This window comes from Nocardioides oceani (assembly GCF_030412965.1).
GTDB lineage: Bacteria > Actinomycetota > Actinomycetes > Propionibacteriales > Nocardioidaceae > Nocardioides > Nocardioides oceani.
In genome coordinates this window covers 1-15,684 of record NZ_JAUHJQ010000012.1, presented here as the reverse complement: position 1 = coordinate 15,684, position 15,684 = coordinate 1, and the positions used below count along the sequence as shown (strand labels likewise).

The 15,684-nt window shown below is 73.5% G+C and carries 16 protein-coding genes; 3 read left to right on the top strand and 13 right to left on the bottom strand.

Going from position 1 to position 15,684, the window contains the following annotated elements; translation table 11 throughout:
* Positions 1-35: 35 nt before the first annotated feature.
* Positions 36-1,316 carry an acetyl-CoA C-acetyltransferase gene (locus QWY28_RS20210; RefSeq protein WP_300954516.1) on the bottom strand — a complete coding sequence of 427 codons (1,281 nt, stop codon included), beginning with the start codon at positions 1,314-1,316 and terminating at the stop codon, positions 36-38.
* A 98-nt stretch (positions 1,317-1,414) separates the two neighbouring features.
* On the opposite strand from QWY28_RS20210, the gene QWY28_RS20205 reads away from it, so the two are divergent.
* Positions 1,415-2,758 (top strand): 3-oxoacyl-ACP reductase, encoded by a 1,344-nt coding sequence (locus QWY28_RS20205; protein ID WP_300954513.1) that lies wholly within the window; start codon positions 1,415-1,417, stop codon positions 2,756-2,758.
* Positions 2,758-3,642, top strand: a complete 885-nt coding sequence (locus QWY28_RS20200) for a MaoC/PaaZ C-terminal domain-containing protein (RefSeq protein WP_300954510.1) — start codon at positions 2,758-2,760, stop codon at positions 3,640-3,642. Before QWY28_RS20205 ends, QWY28_RS20200 begins: the two co-directional genes overlap by 1 nt.
* 111 nt (positions 3,643-3,753) lie before the next feature.
* Here QWY28_RS20200 and QWY28_RS20195 read toward each other — a convergent pair whose 3' ends face one another.
* The 5 genes from QWY28_RS20195 to QWY28_RS20175 are packed head-to-tail and all read right to left on the bottom strand — an operon-like array spanning position 3,754 to position 8,709.
* A complete protein-coding gene (locus tag QWY28_RS20195; RefSeq protein ID WP_300954507.1) occupies positions 3,754-4,605 on the bottom strand; it encodes an acyl-CoA thioesterase in 852 nt (283 codons plus the stop codon).
* Positions 4,602-5,474 (bottom strand): acyl-CoA thioesterase, encoded by an 873-nt coding sequence (locus QWY28_RS20190; RefSeq protein ID WP_300954505.1) that lies wholly within the window; start codon positions 5,472-5,474, stop codon positions 4,602-4,604. Before QWY28_RS20190 ends, QWY28_RS20195 begins: the two co-directional genes overlap by 4 nt.
* On the bottom strand, positions 5,475-6,446 hold the full coding sequence (locus QWY28_RS20185; RefSeq protein ID WP_300954503.1) for a PAC2 family protein: 972 nt from the start codon (positions 6,444-6,446) through the stop codon (positions 5,475-5,477).
* Between the two features lie 9 nt (positions 6,447-6,455).
* Positions 6,456-7,958 (bottom strand): amino acid permease, encoded by a 1,503-nt coding sequence (locus tag QWY28_RS20180; protein ID WP_300954501.1) that lies wholly within the window; start codon positions 7,956-7,958, stop codon positions 6,456-6,458.
* Between the two features lie 58 nt (positions 7,959-8,016).
* A complete protein-coding gene (locus tag QWY28_RS20175; RefSeq protein WP_300954498.1) occupies positions 8,017-8,709 on the bottom strand; it encodes a VOC family protein in 693 nt (230 codons plus the stop codon).
* Positions 8,710-9,060: 351 nt separating this feature from the next.
* On the opposite strand from QWY28_RS20175, the gene QWY28_RS20170 reads away from it, so the two are divergent.
* On the top strand, positions 9,061-9,450 hold the full coding sequence (locus QWY28_RS20170) for a PLD nuclease N-terminal domain-containing protein (protein WP_300954496.1): 390 nt from the start codon (positions 9,061-9,063) through the stop codon (positions 9,448-9,450).
* Here QWY28_RS20170 and QWY28_RS20165 read toward each other — a convergent pair.
* From QWY28_RS20165 to QWY28_RS20135, 7 genes are all read right to left on the bottom strand, one after another.
* Positions 9,384-10,751, bottom strand: a complete 1,368-nt coding sequence (locus QWY28_RS20165) for a gluzincin family metallopeptidase (RefSeq protein ID WP_300954495.1) — start codon at positions 10,749-10,751, stop codon at positions 9,384-9,386. The genes QWY28_RS20170 and QWY28_RS20165 overlap by 67 nt on opposite strands.
* Positions 10,752-10,815: 64 nt before the next feature.
* Positions 10,816-12,720 carry a 1-deoxy-D-xylulose-5-phosphate synthase gene (dxs, locus tag QWY28_RS20160; protein ID WP_300954494.1) on the bottom strand — a complete coding sequence of 635 codons (1,905 nt, stop codon included), beginning with the start codon at positions 12,718-12,720 and terminating at the stop codon, positions 10,816-10,818.
* A 17-nt stretch (positions 12,721-12,737) separates the two neighbouring features.
* Entirely contained in the window at positions 12,738-13,679 is a 942-nt protein-coding gene (locus QWY28_RS20155) for an SMP-30/gluconolactonase/LRE family protein (RefSeq protein WP_300954492.1), read from the bottom strand.
* Entirely contained in the window at positions 13,676-14,110 is a 435-nt protein-coding gene (locus QWY28_RS20150; protein ID WP_300954490.1) for an NUDIX domain-containing protein, read from the bottom strand. The genes QWY28_RS20155 and QWY28_RS20150 overlap by 4 nt, the downstream gene beginning before the upstream one ends.
* Positions 14,103-14,495, bottom strand: coding sequence for a hypothetical protein (locus tag QWY28_RS20145; RefSeq protein WP_300954489.1), 393 nt, complete (start codon positions 14,493-14,495; stop codon positions 14,103-14,105). Before QWY28_RS20145 ends, QWY28_RS20150 begins: the two co-directional genes overlap by 8 nt.
* Before the next feature lie 46 nt (positions 14,496-14,541).
* The gene (locus QWY28_RS20140) at positions 14,542-14,946 is read right to left on the bottom strand and encodes a YjbQ family protein (RefSeq protein WP_300954488.1); all 405 of its coding nucleotides are present in this window, start codon (positions 14,944-14,946) and stop codon (positions 14,542-14,544) included.
* Between the two features lie 29 nt (positions 14,947-14,975).
* The gene (locus QWY28_RS20135; protein ID WP_300954487.1) at positions 14,976-15,530 is read right to left on the bottom strand and encodes a thioredoxin-like domain-containing protein; all 555 of its coding nucleotides are present in this window, start codon (positions 15,528-15,530) and stop codon (positions 14,976-14,978) included.
* Positions 15,531-15,684 lie beyond the last annotated feature (154 nt).

Below are 15,684 nucleotides of genomic sequence, written 5' to 3'. Positions count from 1 at the left end.
CCGGCCCCTCGCCGTGCTCACGGGTGCGGTGCGGGTCAGCGCTCCAGGATCGCGACGACGCCCTGGCCACCAGCGGCGCAGATCGAGATCAGGCCGCGGCCCGAGCCCTTCTCGGCGAGCAGCTTGGCCAGGTTGGCGATGATCCGGCCGCCGGTCGCGGCGAACGGGTGGCCCGCGGCGAGCGAGGAGCCGTTGACGTTCAGCTTCGAGCGGTCGATCGAGCCGAGCGGCGCGTCGAGGCCGAGGCGCTCCTTGCAGAAGACCGGGTCCTCCCACGCCTTGAGCGTGGAGAGCACCTGCGAGGCGAACGCCTCGTGGATCTCGTAGAAGTCGAAGTCCTGCAGGGTCAGGCCGTTGCGCGCGAGCATGCGCGGCACGGCGTACGCCGGCGCCATCAGCAGGCCCTCGCCGCCGTGGACGTAGTCGACGGCCGCGGTCTCGGAGTCCACGAACCACGCGAGCGGCTCGAGGCCGTGCTCGCCGGCCCACTCCTCCGAGCCGAGCAGCACCGCGGAGGCGCCGTCGGTCAGCGGGGTGGAGTTGGCGGCGGTCATCGTGGCCGACTCGCCCTTGCCGAAGACCGGCTTGAGCTTGGCGAGCTTCTCGACGGTGGAGTCGCCGCGCAGGTTGTTGTCGCGCTCGAGGCCGCGGAACGGCGTCACGAGATCGTCGTTCCAGCCCTTGTCGTACGCCGCAGCGAGGTTCTGGTGGGAGGCGGCCGCGAGCTCGTCCTGGGCCTCGCGGGTGATCTGCCACTCCAGCGCGGTCAGCGCGGCGTGGTCGCCCATCGACAGGCCGGTGCGGGGCTCGCCGTTCTTGGGGATCTCCAGGCCGATGTCGCCGGGACGGATCTGGCCCAGGGCGGTCAGCCGGCCCTTGGTGTCCTTGGCCGCGTTGACCTTCATCAGCTTCTTGCGCAGCTTGTCGCTGATCGCGACCGGTGCGTCGGAGGTGGTGTCGGTGCCGCCGGCGATGCCGGAGTCGATCTGGCCCAGGGCGATCTTGTTCGCGACCTGGATGGCGGCCTGGAGGCCGGTGCCGCAGGCCTCCTGGATGTCGGTGGCCGGGGTGGTCGGCGCGAGCTTGGAGCCCAGCACGGACTCGCGGGCCAGGTTGAAGTCACGCGCGTGCTTGAGCACGGCGCCGGCGACGACCTCGCCGACGCGCTCGCCCTCGAGGCCGTAGCGGGCGACGAGGCCGTCGATCGCGGCGGTGAGCATGTCCTGGTTCGAGGCGGTCGAGTAGGCACCGTTCGACCGGGCGAAGGGGATGCGGTTGCCGCCGAGGACGGCGACGCGGCGAGTGGTGTTCTCCATGTATCTATCCTTGCCCCGATCTCTCGAGTTCAGAAGGACATGAGGGCCACGTCACGAAATGTGGACTCCGAGTTACACCTCTAGTTACATGGAGCAGCATGAGCGACCGTTACCGCGACTTCACCTCGTCCCCGATCGGCAAGATCCTGGTCAAGAACCTCGGCCTGCCGAACCCCACCAAGCTGGAGCGGTACGAGGCCGGGGCTCCGCTCGTCTCGGGCACGGTCGGCCTCGGGGGCCGCGGCCGCCTCGCCGAGTCGCTCTCCGGCATCCTCGACACGGTCGGCATCGCCTCGACCGAGGTGACCGGCCCGCCGGCCGAGGGCCAGCGCTTCAAGGGCTTGGTCTTCGACGCCACCGGCCTGACCACCTCGGCCGACCTCGTCGCCCTGCGTGACTTCTTCACCCCGCTGCTGCGCAGCCTGGAGACCAACCCCCGCGTCGTCGTCCTCGGCACCCCGCCGGAGCAGGTCAGCGGCGCCGAGCGGGTCGCGCAGCGGGCGCTCGAGGGCTTCACGCGCAGCCTCGGCAAGGAGATCGGCCGCGGCGGCACCTCCCAGCTCGTGTACGTCGCCGAGGGCGCCGAGTCCGCGGTCACCAGCACGCTGGCGTTCCTGCTCTCGCCGAAGTCGGCGTACGTCTCGGGCCAGGTCGTCCGGATCGGCGCCCACGGCGCCACCGTCGCCGGCGAGGTGGCCGACTGGCAGCAGCCGCTCGCGGGCAAGGTCGCGCTCGTCACCGGCGCCAGCCGCGGCATCGGCGAGTCGATCGCCCGGGTCCTGCACCGCGACGGCGCCACCGTCGTGGGCGTTGACGTGCCCCAGGCCGCCGACCCGCTCCAGCAGCTGATGAAGGAGCTCGACGGCGACTGGCTGACCCTCGACATCACCGGCAAGGACGCGCCGCAGCGGATCGCCCACCACCTCGAGGAGAAGCACGGCGGCGTCGACGTCGTCGTGCACAACGCCGGCATCACCCGCGACAAGAAGCTCGCGAACATGGCCGAGGACCGCTGGGACTCGGTGATCGGCGTCAACCTCACCGCCCCGGAGCGGATCACCCGCGAGCTCCTCGACCAGGGCGTCGTGAACGCCCACGGTTCGATCATCGGCGTCGCGTCCATCGCGGGCATCGCCGGCAACGTCGGCCAGACCAACTACGCGGCCTCCAAGGCCGGCGTCATCGGCCTCGTCGACTCGCTGGCCGACGAGCTCGAGGACGGCATCACGATCAACGCCGTCGCACCGGGCTTCATCATCACCCAGATGACGGCGGCCGTGCCGTTCGCGACCCGCGAGGTCGGCCAGCGGCTCAACGCGATGTCCCAGGGCGGCCTGCCGGTCGACGTCGCCGAGACGATCGCCTGGTACGCCAACCCGGCCTCCAGCGCGGTCAACGGCAACGTCGTCCGCGTCTGCGGCCAGATGATGCTGGGCGCCTGATGGGTGCCCCCGAGACGCGCGAGGTGTCCGGCGACACCGGCGGCCTCACCACGCTGCTCAAGGCGGCGCTCCCCTCGCTGCCCGTCGTCGGCCAGCTGCCGGGGATCCGGAAGGCGTCCGGCAAGGACTTCGCCGGCCTGTCGTTCAGCCGGCCGCCGGTCACCGTCGAGCGCGCGCACGTCGAGCGGTACGCCGCCGTCTGCGGCTTCCCGGTCAAGGACACCGTCCCGCTGCCGTACCCGCACATGCTCGCCTTCCCGCTCCACATGGCGCTCATGAGTGACCCGGCGTTCCCGGCGCCGCCGATCGGCACGGTGCACCTGGAGAACTCCATCACCCAGCACCGGCCGGTCCGGGTCGGCGAGTCGCTCGCCGTCACGGTCGCGGTCGACCCGGCCCGTCCCCATGCGAAGGGCACGGTCTACGACTTCCGCACCACCGTCACCGCCGGGGGCGAGACGGTGTGGGGGGAGACCTCGGCGTACCTGCGGCGCGGCAAGGGCGAGGAGTCGGCCCCGGCCGGCGCGACGTTCCCCGACGCACCCGCCGGCGGCACGGTCTGGTCGCTGCCCGGCGACCTCGGCCGGACCTACGCCGCGGTCTCGGGCGACCACAACCCGATCCACCTGCACCCGCTGACCGCGAAGGCACTGGGCTTCCCCCGCCAGATCGCGCACGGCATGTGGACGCTGGCCCGCTGCACCGCCGCCCTCGAGAACCGCCTCGCCGACGCCGTCCGGGTCGACGTGGCGTTCAAGAAGCCGGTCCTGCTGCCGGGCAAGGTGGCCTTCGGGTCGCGCCCGCTCGACGACGGCTACGCCTTCTCGCTGAGCAATCCCCGCTCGGGTGCCCCGCACCTGGCGGGCCGCACGACCGATCTCTGAGGCGCACTTCGCAGGGAAGTCCGGCACTTCTCAGGGGAGATCTCCCCTGAGAAGTGCAGGGGTCCCCGGTGAACCGGGGACCCCTGCACATGCCCGACCGGACCGGCGCGCTCACCGGCGCGGGCGGATCAGCCCCTCCTGGGCGACGGTCGCGACGAGCGTGCCGTCCTCGGTGAACACCCGGCCCAGCGACAGCCCGCGACCGCCCGAGGCCGACGGGGACCACTGGTCGTAGAGCCACCACTCGTCGGCGCGGAACGGCCGGTGGAACCAGATGGTGTGGTCGAGCGAGGCCATCATCGTGCTGCTCGGGTCGGCCGGGTGGGCGGCCAGCGCGGCGCCGAGCAGGCTGATGTCGCTGGCGTAGGCGAACGTCCCCAGGTGGGCCACCGGGTCGTCGGGCAGCCGCTCCTTGAGCCGGATCCATATCTGCGCCTGGGCCTGGTGCTCGGGGTGGGGCGGCAGCCCGCGCCGCGTGTTGCCGAGGTAGCGCACGTCGATCGCGCTCCACTCCTTGCCCAGGGCGTCGGCGTCGGCGGCCCCGCGGCGGCGCATCAGCTCGACCATGTCGACGCCGTCGTCGGGCCGGCCCACCTGCGGCATCGCGTCCTGGTGCTCCCAGCCCTCCTCGGGCCGCTGGAAGTTGAGCGTCTGGTAGTAGATCGGCCGGCCGTGCTGCCGGGCCACCACCCGGCGGGTCAGGAACGAGCGCCCGTCGCGGATGCGCTCGACGTCGTAGACGATCGGCACGGAGTAGTCGCCGGGCAGCAGGAAGTAGGAGTGCAGCGAGTGGACGGCGTACTCCTCGCCGACCGTCCGGGTCGCCGCGACCAGTGCCTGCGCGGCGACCTGACCGCCGTACACGCGGGCGCGGGCGGAGTCGGGCTGGGCGCCGCGGAAGAGGTCGACGTCGATGTCCTCGACGTCGAGCAGGGCCAGCAGCTCCTCGACGGGCGTGCTCACGCGTCCTCCGAGGCCGTCGGGCGCTGCGGGCGCGGCTTGCGCAGCAGCGCCTCCTGGGAGACCGAGGCGACGAGGGTGCCGTCGGGGGTGTGGACGCGACCGTGCACGAGGCCGCGGCCACCGCCGGCGAACGGCGAGTCCTGGTCGTAGAGCCACCACTCGTCGGCGCGGAAGGGCCGGTGGAACCACACCGCGTGGTCGAGCGAGGCGATCATCGCCTCGCGGCTGCCGGCGCGGATGCCGTGGGGCGCGAGCGCGGAGCCCATGAGGAACATGTCGGAGAAGTACGTGAAGACCGCCAGGTGGACGAACGGGTCGTCGGGCAGCCGGCCGCGGGCGCGCAGCCACACCCGCTGGCGGCCGGGGCGCACGTCGTCGGGCTCGAGCGCGTCGTCGGCGCTCGTGCCGACGTACCGCACGTCCATCACGCCCCACTCGGGGTCGTCCGGGGCCTGGCCCAGCAGCGGCTTGGGGTCGAGGCACTCCTCGGGCGGCGGCACGGTCGGTGCGGCCTGCTGGTGCTCCCAGCTCTCCTCGGGGCGCTGGAAGTCGGCGGTCAGCGCGTAGATCGGCCGGCCGTGCTGACGGGCGAGCACCCGCCGGGTCGCGAAGGAGCGGGACTCCCGGATCGTCTCGACGTCGTAGATCGTCGGCGTGGAGGTGTCGCCGGGCTGCAGGAAGTAGGAGTGCAGCGAGTGCAGCGCGTACGCCGGGTCGACGGTGCGCCCTGCGGCCACCACCGCCTGCGCCGCGGCCTGCCCGCCGAAGACCCGCGGGAGCGAGGTGACCGCCTGCCGGCCGCGGAACAGGTTGGTGTCGATCGTCTCGAGGTCGAGCAGCTCGACGAGCTCGTCGGCGTCGCGGGGCACTCAGCCCTCCCCGTCGTCGTCGGTGCCGCTGTCGGTGCCGGACTTCGGGTCGTCGTCGAGCGCGGCGAGGAACTGCTCGAACTGCTGGCCGAGCTCCTCCCCGCTGGGCAGCGGCTGGTCCTCGGCGAGCAGGTTGCTGCCGGACTCCTCGCTGCGCTCGAACGCGTCGTACTGCCGCTCCAGCGCGGCGACGACCTCGGCGACCTCCTCGTTGGCGGCGAGGTAGCGGGTGATCTCGACCTCGCGGTCCTCGGCCTCGGCGCGCAGGCCGGAGAGGTCGATGGTCAGCCGGCCGCCGCGCTCGACCTGCTCGAGCAGCGCCGCCGACGCCTGCGGGTAGTCCAGCTGCGCGAGGTAGTGCGGGATGTGCGCGACGAACCCGAGCGCCGGGTGGCCCCACTCCCCCAGCCGGATCTCCAGCAGCGCCTGGGCGCTGCTGGGCACGCGGAGCTCGCCGCGCCACGGGCTCTGCCCGACCGGCTCGGCGTGGTCGTTGGCGTGGTGGGTGATCGCGATCGGCCGGGTGTGCGGCACCGCCATCGGGACCGACCCCATCGCCACCACGCGGGTCACGCCGAGCCGCTCGACGACCTCGCGGACCGCGCGCGCGAAGGCCTCCCAGCGGTTGTCGGGCTCGGGGCCGTGGAGCAGCAGGTACGGCGTGCCGCCGGTGTCGCGCAGGAGCCGCGCGACCAGGCGCGGGGCGTCGTACTGCTCGTAGTGGTCGCGGACGAAGGAGACCGCCGGGCGCCGCGCGCGGTAGTCGTGGAAGGAGTCGACGTCGAAGGTCGCCACCACCTTGCCGCCCGGCGTCGGGGCGTCGGAGAGGTCGACGAGGTGCTGCGCCGCCCGGGCGGCCGCGTTGCCGGCGTCGAGGAACCCGTCGAGCACGAGCACCATGGTGAGGTCGGTGACGTCGTCGAGCTCGGGCACCTCGTCGACGATGTGCACGAGACGGGGTTCCTGGGTCACCCCGCCAGCCTATGGGGTGGGCTCGGCGTCCGGTTCCCGGGTCGAGCGCTGGGCCAGACGGCTGTGGCGCATGCCGTAGAGCAGGTAGACCACCACGCCGATCGCCATCCAGGCCAGGAAGCGGATCCAGGTCTCGCCGGTCAGGTTGAGCATGAGGTAGACGCACAGCAGCGTCGACAGCGTCGCCACCACCGGCGCCATCGGCGTGCGGAAGGCCCGCGGCAGGTCCGGGCGGGTGCGCCGGAGCACGACCACGCCGATGCTGACGAGCAGGAAGGCGAAGAGGGTGCCGATGTTGACCAGGTTGGCCAGCGTCGAGAGGTCGACGAAGCCGGCGATGGCGGCGACGGCGAGGCCGGTGATGATGGTGACGCGGTACGGCGTGCCCCAGCGCGGGTGGACCTTGGCGATCGGACGGGGCAGCAGGCCGTCGCGGCCCATCGCGAAGGCGACCCGGCTCTGGCCGAGCATGAGGATCATCGCGACGACCACCAGGCCGATGCAGGCACCCACCGAGATCAGGTCGCCCATCCAGTTCACGCCGGCCGCGCTGAAGGCGGTGGCCAGCGGCGCCTCGTCGTCCGGGTCGATCTCGTCGTAGGGCTGGATGCCGGTGACGACGAGGCTCACCGCGGCGTACAGCGCGGTGACGATCGCGAGCGAGCCGAGGATGCCGATCGGGACGTCGCGCTGCGGGTTCTCGGCCTCCTCGGCCGTGGTCGCGACGATGTCGAAGCCGATGAAGGCGAAGAACACGATCGCCGCGCCGCTGACCACGCCGGCGACGCCGAAGATCGCCGGCTCGATGCCGAGCAGCGACGTGATGAGCGGCAGGTCGGTGAACCCACCCTGGGAGTCCGGCGCGGGCTGGGACTCCGGGACGAACGGCACCCAGTTGGCCGGGTCGACGTAGGCGATGCCGACCACGATCACCGCCGCGACGACGGCCAGCTTGATCGCAACGACGACCTGGTTGACGACGCTGGAGAGCTTGGTGCCGCGGACCAGCAGGCCCATCACCAGCAGCGCGATCACGACCGCCGGGAGGTTCACCCAGCCGTCGCTGGCGCTGGCCAGCGACGCGGGCACCTCGAGGGGCGTGCCCGCGAGCAGCTCCTGGAGGTAGCCCGAGAAGCTCACCGACAGCGCCGCGGAGCCGATGGTGAACTCCAGCACCAGGTCCCAGCCGATGATCCACGCGACCAGCTCGCCCATCGTGGCGTAGCTGAACGTGTACGCACTGCCCGCGACCGGGACGGTCGAGGCGAACTCGGCGTAGCACAGCGCCGCCAGCGCGCACGTCAGTGCGGCGATGAGGAAGCTCAGCGCGAGCGCCGGGCCGGAGTGCGACGCCGCCACCGTGCCGGTCAGCACGAAGATGCCGGCGCCGACGATCACGCCGACGCCGAAGACCACCAGGTCCACGGCGCGCAGGTTCTTGCGCAGCCGGGTCTCCGGGTCGTCGGTGTCGGCGATGGACTGCTCCACGGACTTCGTCCTGAACACGCTCACGGCCTGCAGGTAACCCCTTGACCCTCGTCGCACCCGTCCGCGGCGGTCCCGGGGCCCCTCAGGACCGGGCGGGCAGGAGGCAGAGCTCGTTGCCGGAGGGATCGGCGTAGGAGCGCCAGGGCAGCTCGCCCCACTCCTGCGGGAGCTCGCGTCCCCCGCGGGCGGCGATCCCGGCCGCGACCGCGTCGTCACCCGGCTCGAGCCGCAGGTCGAGGTGCCGCCGGTTCTTGGTCGCGCCCTTCGCTCCCGCCTCGGGCACCAGCTCGAGGACCGGGCCGAGGCCCGACGGGTGCCGCAGCGCCGCCGGCGCACCCGGCACCGCGACCCAGCTCGTGAGCCAGGCCCAGAACGCCACGTCCCGCTCCGGGTCCGCGGACTCGAGCCGGATCGCGGCCAGGGGCCTCTCGCCGGCCGCCACGACGCGGAACGGGTTGCCCTCGGGGTCGAGGAGCGCCTCGACCCCGTCCTGGTCGCCGCCACCGTCGGCGCCGGCGCGGCGGGCGCCGAGGGCCAGCAACAGCGCGACCTCGTCGGCTCCGCCCCCGACGTCCAGGTGCAGCCGCGGTGACCCGGCCGCTGGCTCGGGGACCGGCTGGAAGCACAGGTCGAGCTCCGGCCCGCCGGGCACGCTGAGCCGGGTCTCGTAGCCGGCAGGCTCGTCGGTGAGCTGCTCCCCCGCGGCCACGGCCTCCCAGAACCGCCCCAGCTCCCGTGGAGCCGAGGCGTCGAAGACGACGTTCTCCAGGTACATGTCGCCACCGAAGGTCCTTCCAGGACCCTGAGCCGGTCTCCGGTTCGCGGACGGCGCCTCCCGGTCCTCCGAGCGCCGGTCGGTCGAGGAGGGCCGCCAGGCCCGTCTCGAGACCCGCTGCGCAACCCTCGGCGAGGCCGGCTCGATCGACCGTCCGGTCGCGCGGATGTCGACACGCATCGGCTCGACGGGACGGCGCGAGCGCGCTCCCCGACCGGCCGCCGGGGGCACGGTGCACCTCACCGGTCTCGACGACGCTCGCCGAGGCTCGCTGCTCGACCAGCGAGGTCGAGAGGTCACAGGACGGACACGGCACGCACGGACCGGGGGTGGCTCGGTGACACTTCTGCCGTGATCAGACTGCTGCCCGGGGTGATCGTCTTCCTCCTGTGGGCCTACTGCCTCGTCGACGCGATCGTCAGCGACCAGTCGCGGGTCCGGCACCTGCCGAAGTGGGTGTGGATCGTCCTCGTGCTGCTGTTCCCGCTCGTGGGGTCCGTGGCCTGGCTCGTCGCCGGCCGGCCCGGCACGCCCGCTCGGCTGACGCGCGAGCGCGGGGCGGCGCCGGGCTTCCCGGAGTACGAGCGGCCGGGGCGGATGGCGGCGAGCGACCCGGCGAAGGACGAGGAGTTCCTGCGCCAGGTCCGCGAGCGGGCCGAGGAGCAGCGTCGACGCTACGAGGCGGAACGGCGCCGCAAGGCCGAGCTCGAGGGCGACGGCGAGGGCACGCCCGAGGCCTGACCCGACGGCTCCCCCGACGGACCGCCCGGAGCAGACGGCCCGCCCGAGGAGCCGTCGCCCGGCGTGAGGCGGCTGAGGTCTGGGACGAAGGTGGCGACCATCAACCGGGCGCCGCGGTCGGCCAGCTGGCGGCCGGTGAGGCCGAGGACCCGGCGCAGGACGGTGTCCTCGTCGGCGTCCGCCGCGCCCAGGGCGTCCAGCAGCGACCACAGCGCCTCGTCGCCGAACGAGCGGGCGACGTACTCGCAGATCCACCACGACAGGCCGTAGCTGGCGACCGGGTCGTCCCCCGCCGCGGTGAACGACTCCGCCGTCGGCAGCCCGTCGACGCCGTCGATGGCGCGGCCCAGGGCGGCCTCGGCGACGGCGCGGTCGGCGGGGTCGACCGGCCGGACGGAGACGTACTCGGCGATGCCCTCGCTGAGCCAGACCGGCGCCTCGTCGTCCCGGTCACCGAGCGCGACGTGCACCAGCTCGTGGCGCACCAGCCGGTCCCGCTCGGGGCCCGAGCGCGCCAGCATCCGCGGGTGCAGCGCGAAGCGGGTCGCGGCGGCGCCGGCGTCCCCCGGTCCCGCGGCGACGGGGAAGGCGACCCCGTCGAGCCGCTCCGGGTCCCCACCGGGCAGCTCGTCGATGGTCCGCAGGAACTCCGTCGAGGACAGCGCGTAGACCACGACGGTCCGCCGCCACGGCTGGGGCAAGGCGGCCGACACGTCCGCGATCCCCCTCTCGACCGACGCGATCACGCCGGGAGCAGCGCCCACGCTCCCGGCGTCGAAGACGCCCAGCACGCCGAGACCGCCGCGGACCTCGACCGGGCCCAGGTCCCACGGCTGCGGCTGCACGTCGTGCTCGGCCTCCCACGCCGGGTCGCTCACCGACGCGAGGAGCATCCGCCGCTCGTTGCGCGCCGACGGGCGGAAGAGGAACCGGTCGTGGCTGACGACCGGCCGGTCGTCGTACCCGGCCAGCTGCATGGTCTGCTCGACGACGACCCAGTAGGCGTCGCCGCGGCGGACGATGTTGCGGCGGTCGAAGTCGTAGCCGAGCTCCGCCAGCGGCAGCTGCCCGAGGTTGTCGAACCAGGTCAGCTGCTGCGCGCGCACCTCGGTCGCACGCCGGGCCAGGCCGGCGGCGAAGGTGCGCCGGTCACCACGACGTACGGCGTCGGCGCGGCGCTCCAGCGCACGGCGGAGCCCGGCCACGACGTCGGCGGCCGCGGGCGGGCCGGCGACGGTGGCCGCGCCGGAGGGGTCGTCGTCACCGCCGAGGACCGAGCACGCCGACAGCAGCGGGCCCACCAGCGAGCACAGCAGTGCCCAGCACGCGACCCGGACCACGAGCCGGTGAGGGCTCCGGTTCCGCTCAGACGGGGTGGTCGACATCGACGGGTAAACGACCATCGTCAGCGGAGGTCATGTACTCGACGATGTCGAGGGCGAGCGCCTGCGGGGTGAGCCCGATGCGCTCGAGGATCGCGGCGCGCTTGGCGTGCTGCAGGAACTCCTGCGGGATGCCGCGCAGCCGCACCGGCGTGGTCACGCCGGCCTCGACGAGGGTCTGGAGCAGCACCGAGCCGCAGCCGCCCACGATGCCGTTGTCCTCGACGGAGACGACGAGGCGGTGCTCGCGCGCCAGCTCGACGATCGCGGGGTCGACCGGCTTGACCCAGCGCGGGTCGACGACGGTGACGCCGATCCCCTGGGCGACCAGGCGGTCGGCGACGCCGAGCGCGACCTCGTTCATCGAGCCGACGGCCACGACGAGCACGTCCTTGGTGCCGTTGCGGACCAGGACGTCGGCGCCGCCGGCCTTGCCGACCGCCTCGACGTCCGCGGGCGGCGGGCCCTTCGGGAACCGCACCACGGTCGGCGCGTCGTCGACCTCGAGGGCCTCGTTGAGCAGCTCGCGCAGCCGCGCGGCGTCGCGGGGCGCCGCGAGACGCAGCCCGGGGACGACCTGCAGCACCGACATGTCCCACATGCCGTTGTGCGAGGCGCCGTCGTCGCCGGTGACGCCGGCGCGGTCGAGCACGAACGTGACGCCGGTGCGGTGCAGCGCGCAGTCCATCAGCACCTGGTCGAAGGCGCGGTTGAGGAACGTCGCGTAGACCGCGACCACGGGGTGCAGCCCGCCCATCGCGAGCCCGGCCGCGGACGTCGCGGCGTGCTGCTCGGCGATGCCGACGTCGAAGGTCCGCTCGGGGAAGCGGGCCTGGAAGTGGTCCAGGCCCACCGGGTGCATCATCGCCGCGGTGATCGCGACGACGTCCTTGCGCCGCTGGCCGATCCGGACGATCTCGTCGGAGAACACGTCGGTCCAGATCCGGCCGCGGGCCTTCTCCTCGCCGGTCTCGATGTCGAAGGGCTGCGGGGAGTGGAACTGGTCGGCCTCGTGCCGCTCGGCGGCGTCGTACCCGAAGCCCTTGCGGGTGAGGGCGTGGACGATCACCGGCCCGCCGAAGCGCTTGGCCTTCTCCAGCGCCGCCTCCATGGCGACGGTGTCGTGGCCGTCGACGGGGCCGACGTACTTCAGGCCGAGGTCCTCGAAGAGGCCCTGCGGGGCGAGCGCGTCCTTGAGGCCCTTCTTCATCGCGTGCAGGGCGTCGTACGCCGCCGGGCCGACGCCCGGGACGGCGTTGAGGCGCTTCTTGACCAGGTCGAGCACCTGCTCGTAGCGCGGGTTGGTGCGCAGCGTGGTGAGCGCGTTGGCGAGCCCGCCGATGGTCGGCGTGTAGGAGCGGCCGTTGTCGTTGACGACGATGACCAGCCGGCTGTCCTTGGCGATCGCGATGTTGTTGAGCGCCTCCCACGCCATGCCGCCGGTGAGCGCGCCGTCGCCGATGACCGCGACGGTGTGCCGGTCCTCGCCGCGGATCGCGTAGGCCTTGGCGAGGCCGTCGGCGTAGGACAGCGCGGTCGAGGCGTGGGAGTTCTCGACGATGTCGTGGTCGGACTCGGCCTGGCTCGGGTAGCCCGACAGGCCGCCCTCCTTGCGGAGCCCGTCGAACTGCCCGCCGCGACCGGTGAGGATCTTGTGGACGTAGGACTGGTGGCCGGTGTCGAAGACGACCCGGTCGCGCGGGCTGTCGAAGACGCGGTGGATGGCGAGGGTCAGCTCGACGACGCCGAGGTTGGGTCCGAGGTGGCCGCCGATGCGGGAGCAGGTCTGCACGAGCAGGTCCCGGATCTCCGCGGCGAGGACCTCGAGCTCCTCGGGCGTGAGTGCGCGGAGGTCCCGCGGACCGGCGATCGAGTCGAGGAGCGACATGCGGCGAGTCTAGGACGTCACAGGTCGTGCACCGCGATCGCCGGCTCGTGCAGGCTGCCCATCCAGACCCGGCCGTCGTGCTCCCGGACGCCGGTCACCATGTGGTACCGCTCGCCGGGGAGGTCGAGGTCGTGGACGAGCCGGCCGGCGTCGTCGTAGGCCTGCACCCGCACCGTCCGGGCCGGCTTCGGCTGGAGCCGCTGCGGGATCCGCGTCACCAGCTTGCGCACGCGCAGCGGGGCGCCCTGCAGCCGCTCGACGACCGGGTCGCGCGGGCTGGCGAGGGTGACCCAGATGAGCCCGTCGCTGCCGCGCGCGATGTTGTCCGGGTAGCCCGGCAGGTTCTGGCACAGCAGGTCGCGCATCCCGGCGCGGTCGCCGGTCAGCCACCGGCGGACCACGGTGCGCGCGCCGGTCTCGGCCACGCACACGAAGTCCTCCGCCGCGCTGAGCGCGACGCCGTTGGCGAAGGCCAGGTTGTCCAGCACGACCTCGACGGTGCCGTCGGTCGCCATCCGCATCAGCCGCCCGGTGCGGGTGACCTGGATGAAGTCGTCCTTCCAGCGCTCGATGCCGTACTTCGTCGAGGAGTCCGAGAACCACACCGTCCCGTCACCGGCGATCGCGGCGTTGTTGCAGAAGACCATCGGCTGCCCGCCGACCCGGTCGGTCACGGTCTCCACCGCGCCGCTCGCGGGGTCGACCCGCAGCACGCCGCGCTTGGCGTCGCAGACCAGGAGCCGGCCGTCGCCGTCGAGCTCGATGCCGAGCGGGCGCCCGCCGGTGTGGGCGACCCGGTCGACCTTGGCACCGTCCGGGGAGACGCGGAAGATGCTGCCGTCCTCGGTGCCGGTGAAGACGCAGCCCTCGTCCGGGCCGGAGGTGGCGACGACGACGTCCTCCGCGCCCTGCGCGGGGACCGGGTGGACGATCAGGTCCGTGCTGCTCGCGGTGGTCATGGGGCCATCGTGCTGTAGAGCTCGCTCGCGAGGAACGCCGGGAGGGCGTCGTACGCCGATCCGGTCAGCTCGAGCGTCGGCACCAGGTGCGGGTCGACGAAGACGATCTGCCGGCCCTCGCCACAGGTGATGTCCGCGTCGGTCAGGTCGGCCACGCCGGCGTACACCTGCATCGAGCCCACGCCGTACGACGCGTGCTCGGTCGGGATCTCCCGCCAGAACTGCAGCTCGCCCGGCGCGAGCCGCAGCCCGGTCTCCTCCTCGAGCTCGCGGTACGCCGCCTCCTCGAAGCCCTCGCCGTCCTCGACGTGGCCACCGGGCATCCCCCACGTCTCGGGGTCGATCACCGCGTGCTCGTCACGCTCCTGCAGGAGCACCCAGCCGCGACGGTCGACGAGCAGCACGCAGGCGAAGCGGGTCGGCTCACTCATGCCGCGAACCTAGCCCGGGCATCCGTGCGGGGAAACGCCGCCCGCGCAGCGCCGCCTCGACCAGGCCGACGGCACGCTCGACGCCGGCCAGTCGCGCCTCCTCGGCGAGCAGCACGGCGATCGTCGCCTCCACCACGTCCGCGGGCAGCGCGTCGCGCAGGGCCGTCCGCGCCTGCGTCAGCCCGTGCCGGGCGCTCGCCCGGCAGGCGTCCACGTGCCAGCCGGCCAGGCGGGCGAGCGCGACCGGGTGGCGACGGAGCACGGCGTGGCCGCGGTACTCCGGCGGGCACTGGTCGAGCAGCCACCCGACCGCCGTCCGCTCCCAGTCCGGTGCGTCCGGCGGCCGCACGTCGGCGGGCCAGCCGGGCGGGGCGACGTGGACCATCCCGCCACCCTATCGAACGCGTGTTCGACGGACCGGTGACCCGGGCTCAGCCGCCCAGGAAGCTGAACCGCACCTGGCGCTCGTGGTTGTCGACGTTGAGGTCGACCAGGCACACGCTCTGCCAGGTGCCGAGGGCGAGGTCGCCGTCGAGCACCGGGACCGTGGCGTACGGCGGGACGAGCGCCGGCATCACGTGCGAGCGGCCGTGGCCGGGGGTGCCGTGGCGGTGCCGCCACCGGTCGTCCGCGGGGAGCAGGTCGGCGAGGGCGCCGAGCAGGTCGTCGTCGCTGCCCGAACCCGTCTCGAGGATCGCGAGCCCCGCGGTCGCGTGCGGCACGAAGAGGTGGAGCAGGCCGTCGCCCCGCCCCCGGACGAAGTCCGCGCAGTCGCGGGTCAGGTCGAGGACGGTGTCCTCGGCACCGGTGCGGTAGGTCCTGGTCTCGGAGTCCATGCCCCGACCGTGCCCGCCCCGCGGACCGTTCAGACCTCGGCGCCGCTCCCGGTGCCGTCGCCGCCCTGTGGGTCCGGCACGCCGCCCGCGCAGGAGGCGAACGGCTCCGGTGCGGTCTGCCCGCCGCCGAGGCTCTCCACGAACAGCTCCAGGCGGGGGTCGTCCGCGCCGACGAGGCGCAGCTGGTGTCCCCACACCGTGACGACGACGGGTGCCGGCAGGCCTGGGTACGGCGACAGGATGCCGTTGTCCGGCAGCCGCTCGGCCAGCGAGGCGACGTCCTCGGCGGCCAGGTCGGGGTCGTAGGTGATCCACACCGTGCCGTGCTCGAGGTCGTGGACGGCGTTCTCCTCGCGCACCGGCTCGTCGTACACCCCGCAGTCCAGCCACCGCGCGTCGTGCGGGCCGCCGATCGGCGGGGTCTGCGGGTAGGTCACGTCGCCCGAGGTGTGCTCCGTGCTGAGGTCACCGACGACCACCACCTCCTCGAGGTTGCGCTCGACCCGCGACGACTCGTCCGCGCGCAGCTGACCCACGGCGACCGGAACCCCGATCGCCACGACGAGCACCGCCACCGCGGCCACCGCCGCGAGGACGACGACCGTGAAGCGGTCCCGCGGCGGGCGGGGCGGCGCTCCCGGAGGACCGCTCGGAGGTGGACCGAGGGGCGGACCGGGGGGCGGACCGAAGGGCGGACCGAAGGGCGGACCGGGCGGCGGACCCGGCTCCGGAGCCGCG

Bases quoted from the DNA above. Each gene is read 5' to 3' on its own strand.
- QWY28_RS20210 (WP_300954516.1), bottom strand. From the start codon at position 1,316: ATGGAGAACACCACTCGCCGCGTCGCCGTCCTCGGCGGCAACCGCATC.
- QWY28_RS20205 (WP_300954513.1), top strand. From the start codon at position 1,415: ATGAGCGACCGTTACCGCGACTTCACCTCGTCCCCGATCGGCAAGATC.
- QWY28_RS20200 (WP_300954510.1), top strand. From the start codon at position 2,758: ATGGGTGCCCCCGAGACGCGCGAGGTGTCCGGCGACACCGGCGGCCTC.
- QWY28_RS20175 (WP_300954498.1), bottom strand. From the start codon at position 8,709: ATGTACCTGGAGAACGTCGTCTTCGACGCCTCGGCTCCACGGGAGCTG.
- dxs (WP_300954494.1), bottom strand. From the start codon at position 12,720: ATGTCGCTCCTCGACTCGATCGCCGGTCCGCGGGACCTCCGCGCACTC.
- QWY28_RS20155 (WP_300954492.1), bottom strand. From the start codon at position 13,679: ATGACCACCGCGAGCAGCACGGACCTGATCGTCCACCCGGTCCCCGCG.
- QWY28_RS20150 (WP_300954490.1), bottom strand. From the start codon at position 14,110: ATGAGTGAGCCGACCCGCTTCGCCTGCGTGCTGCTCGTCGACCGTCGC.
- QWY28_RS20145 (WP_300954489.1), bottom strand. From the start codon at position 14,495: ATGGTCCACGTCGCCCCGCCCGGCTGGCCCGCCGACGTGCGGCCGCCG.
- QWY28_RS20140 (WP_300954488.1), bottom strand. From the start codon at position 14,946: ATGGACTCCGAGACCAGGACCTACCGCACCGGTGCCGAGGACACCGTC.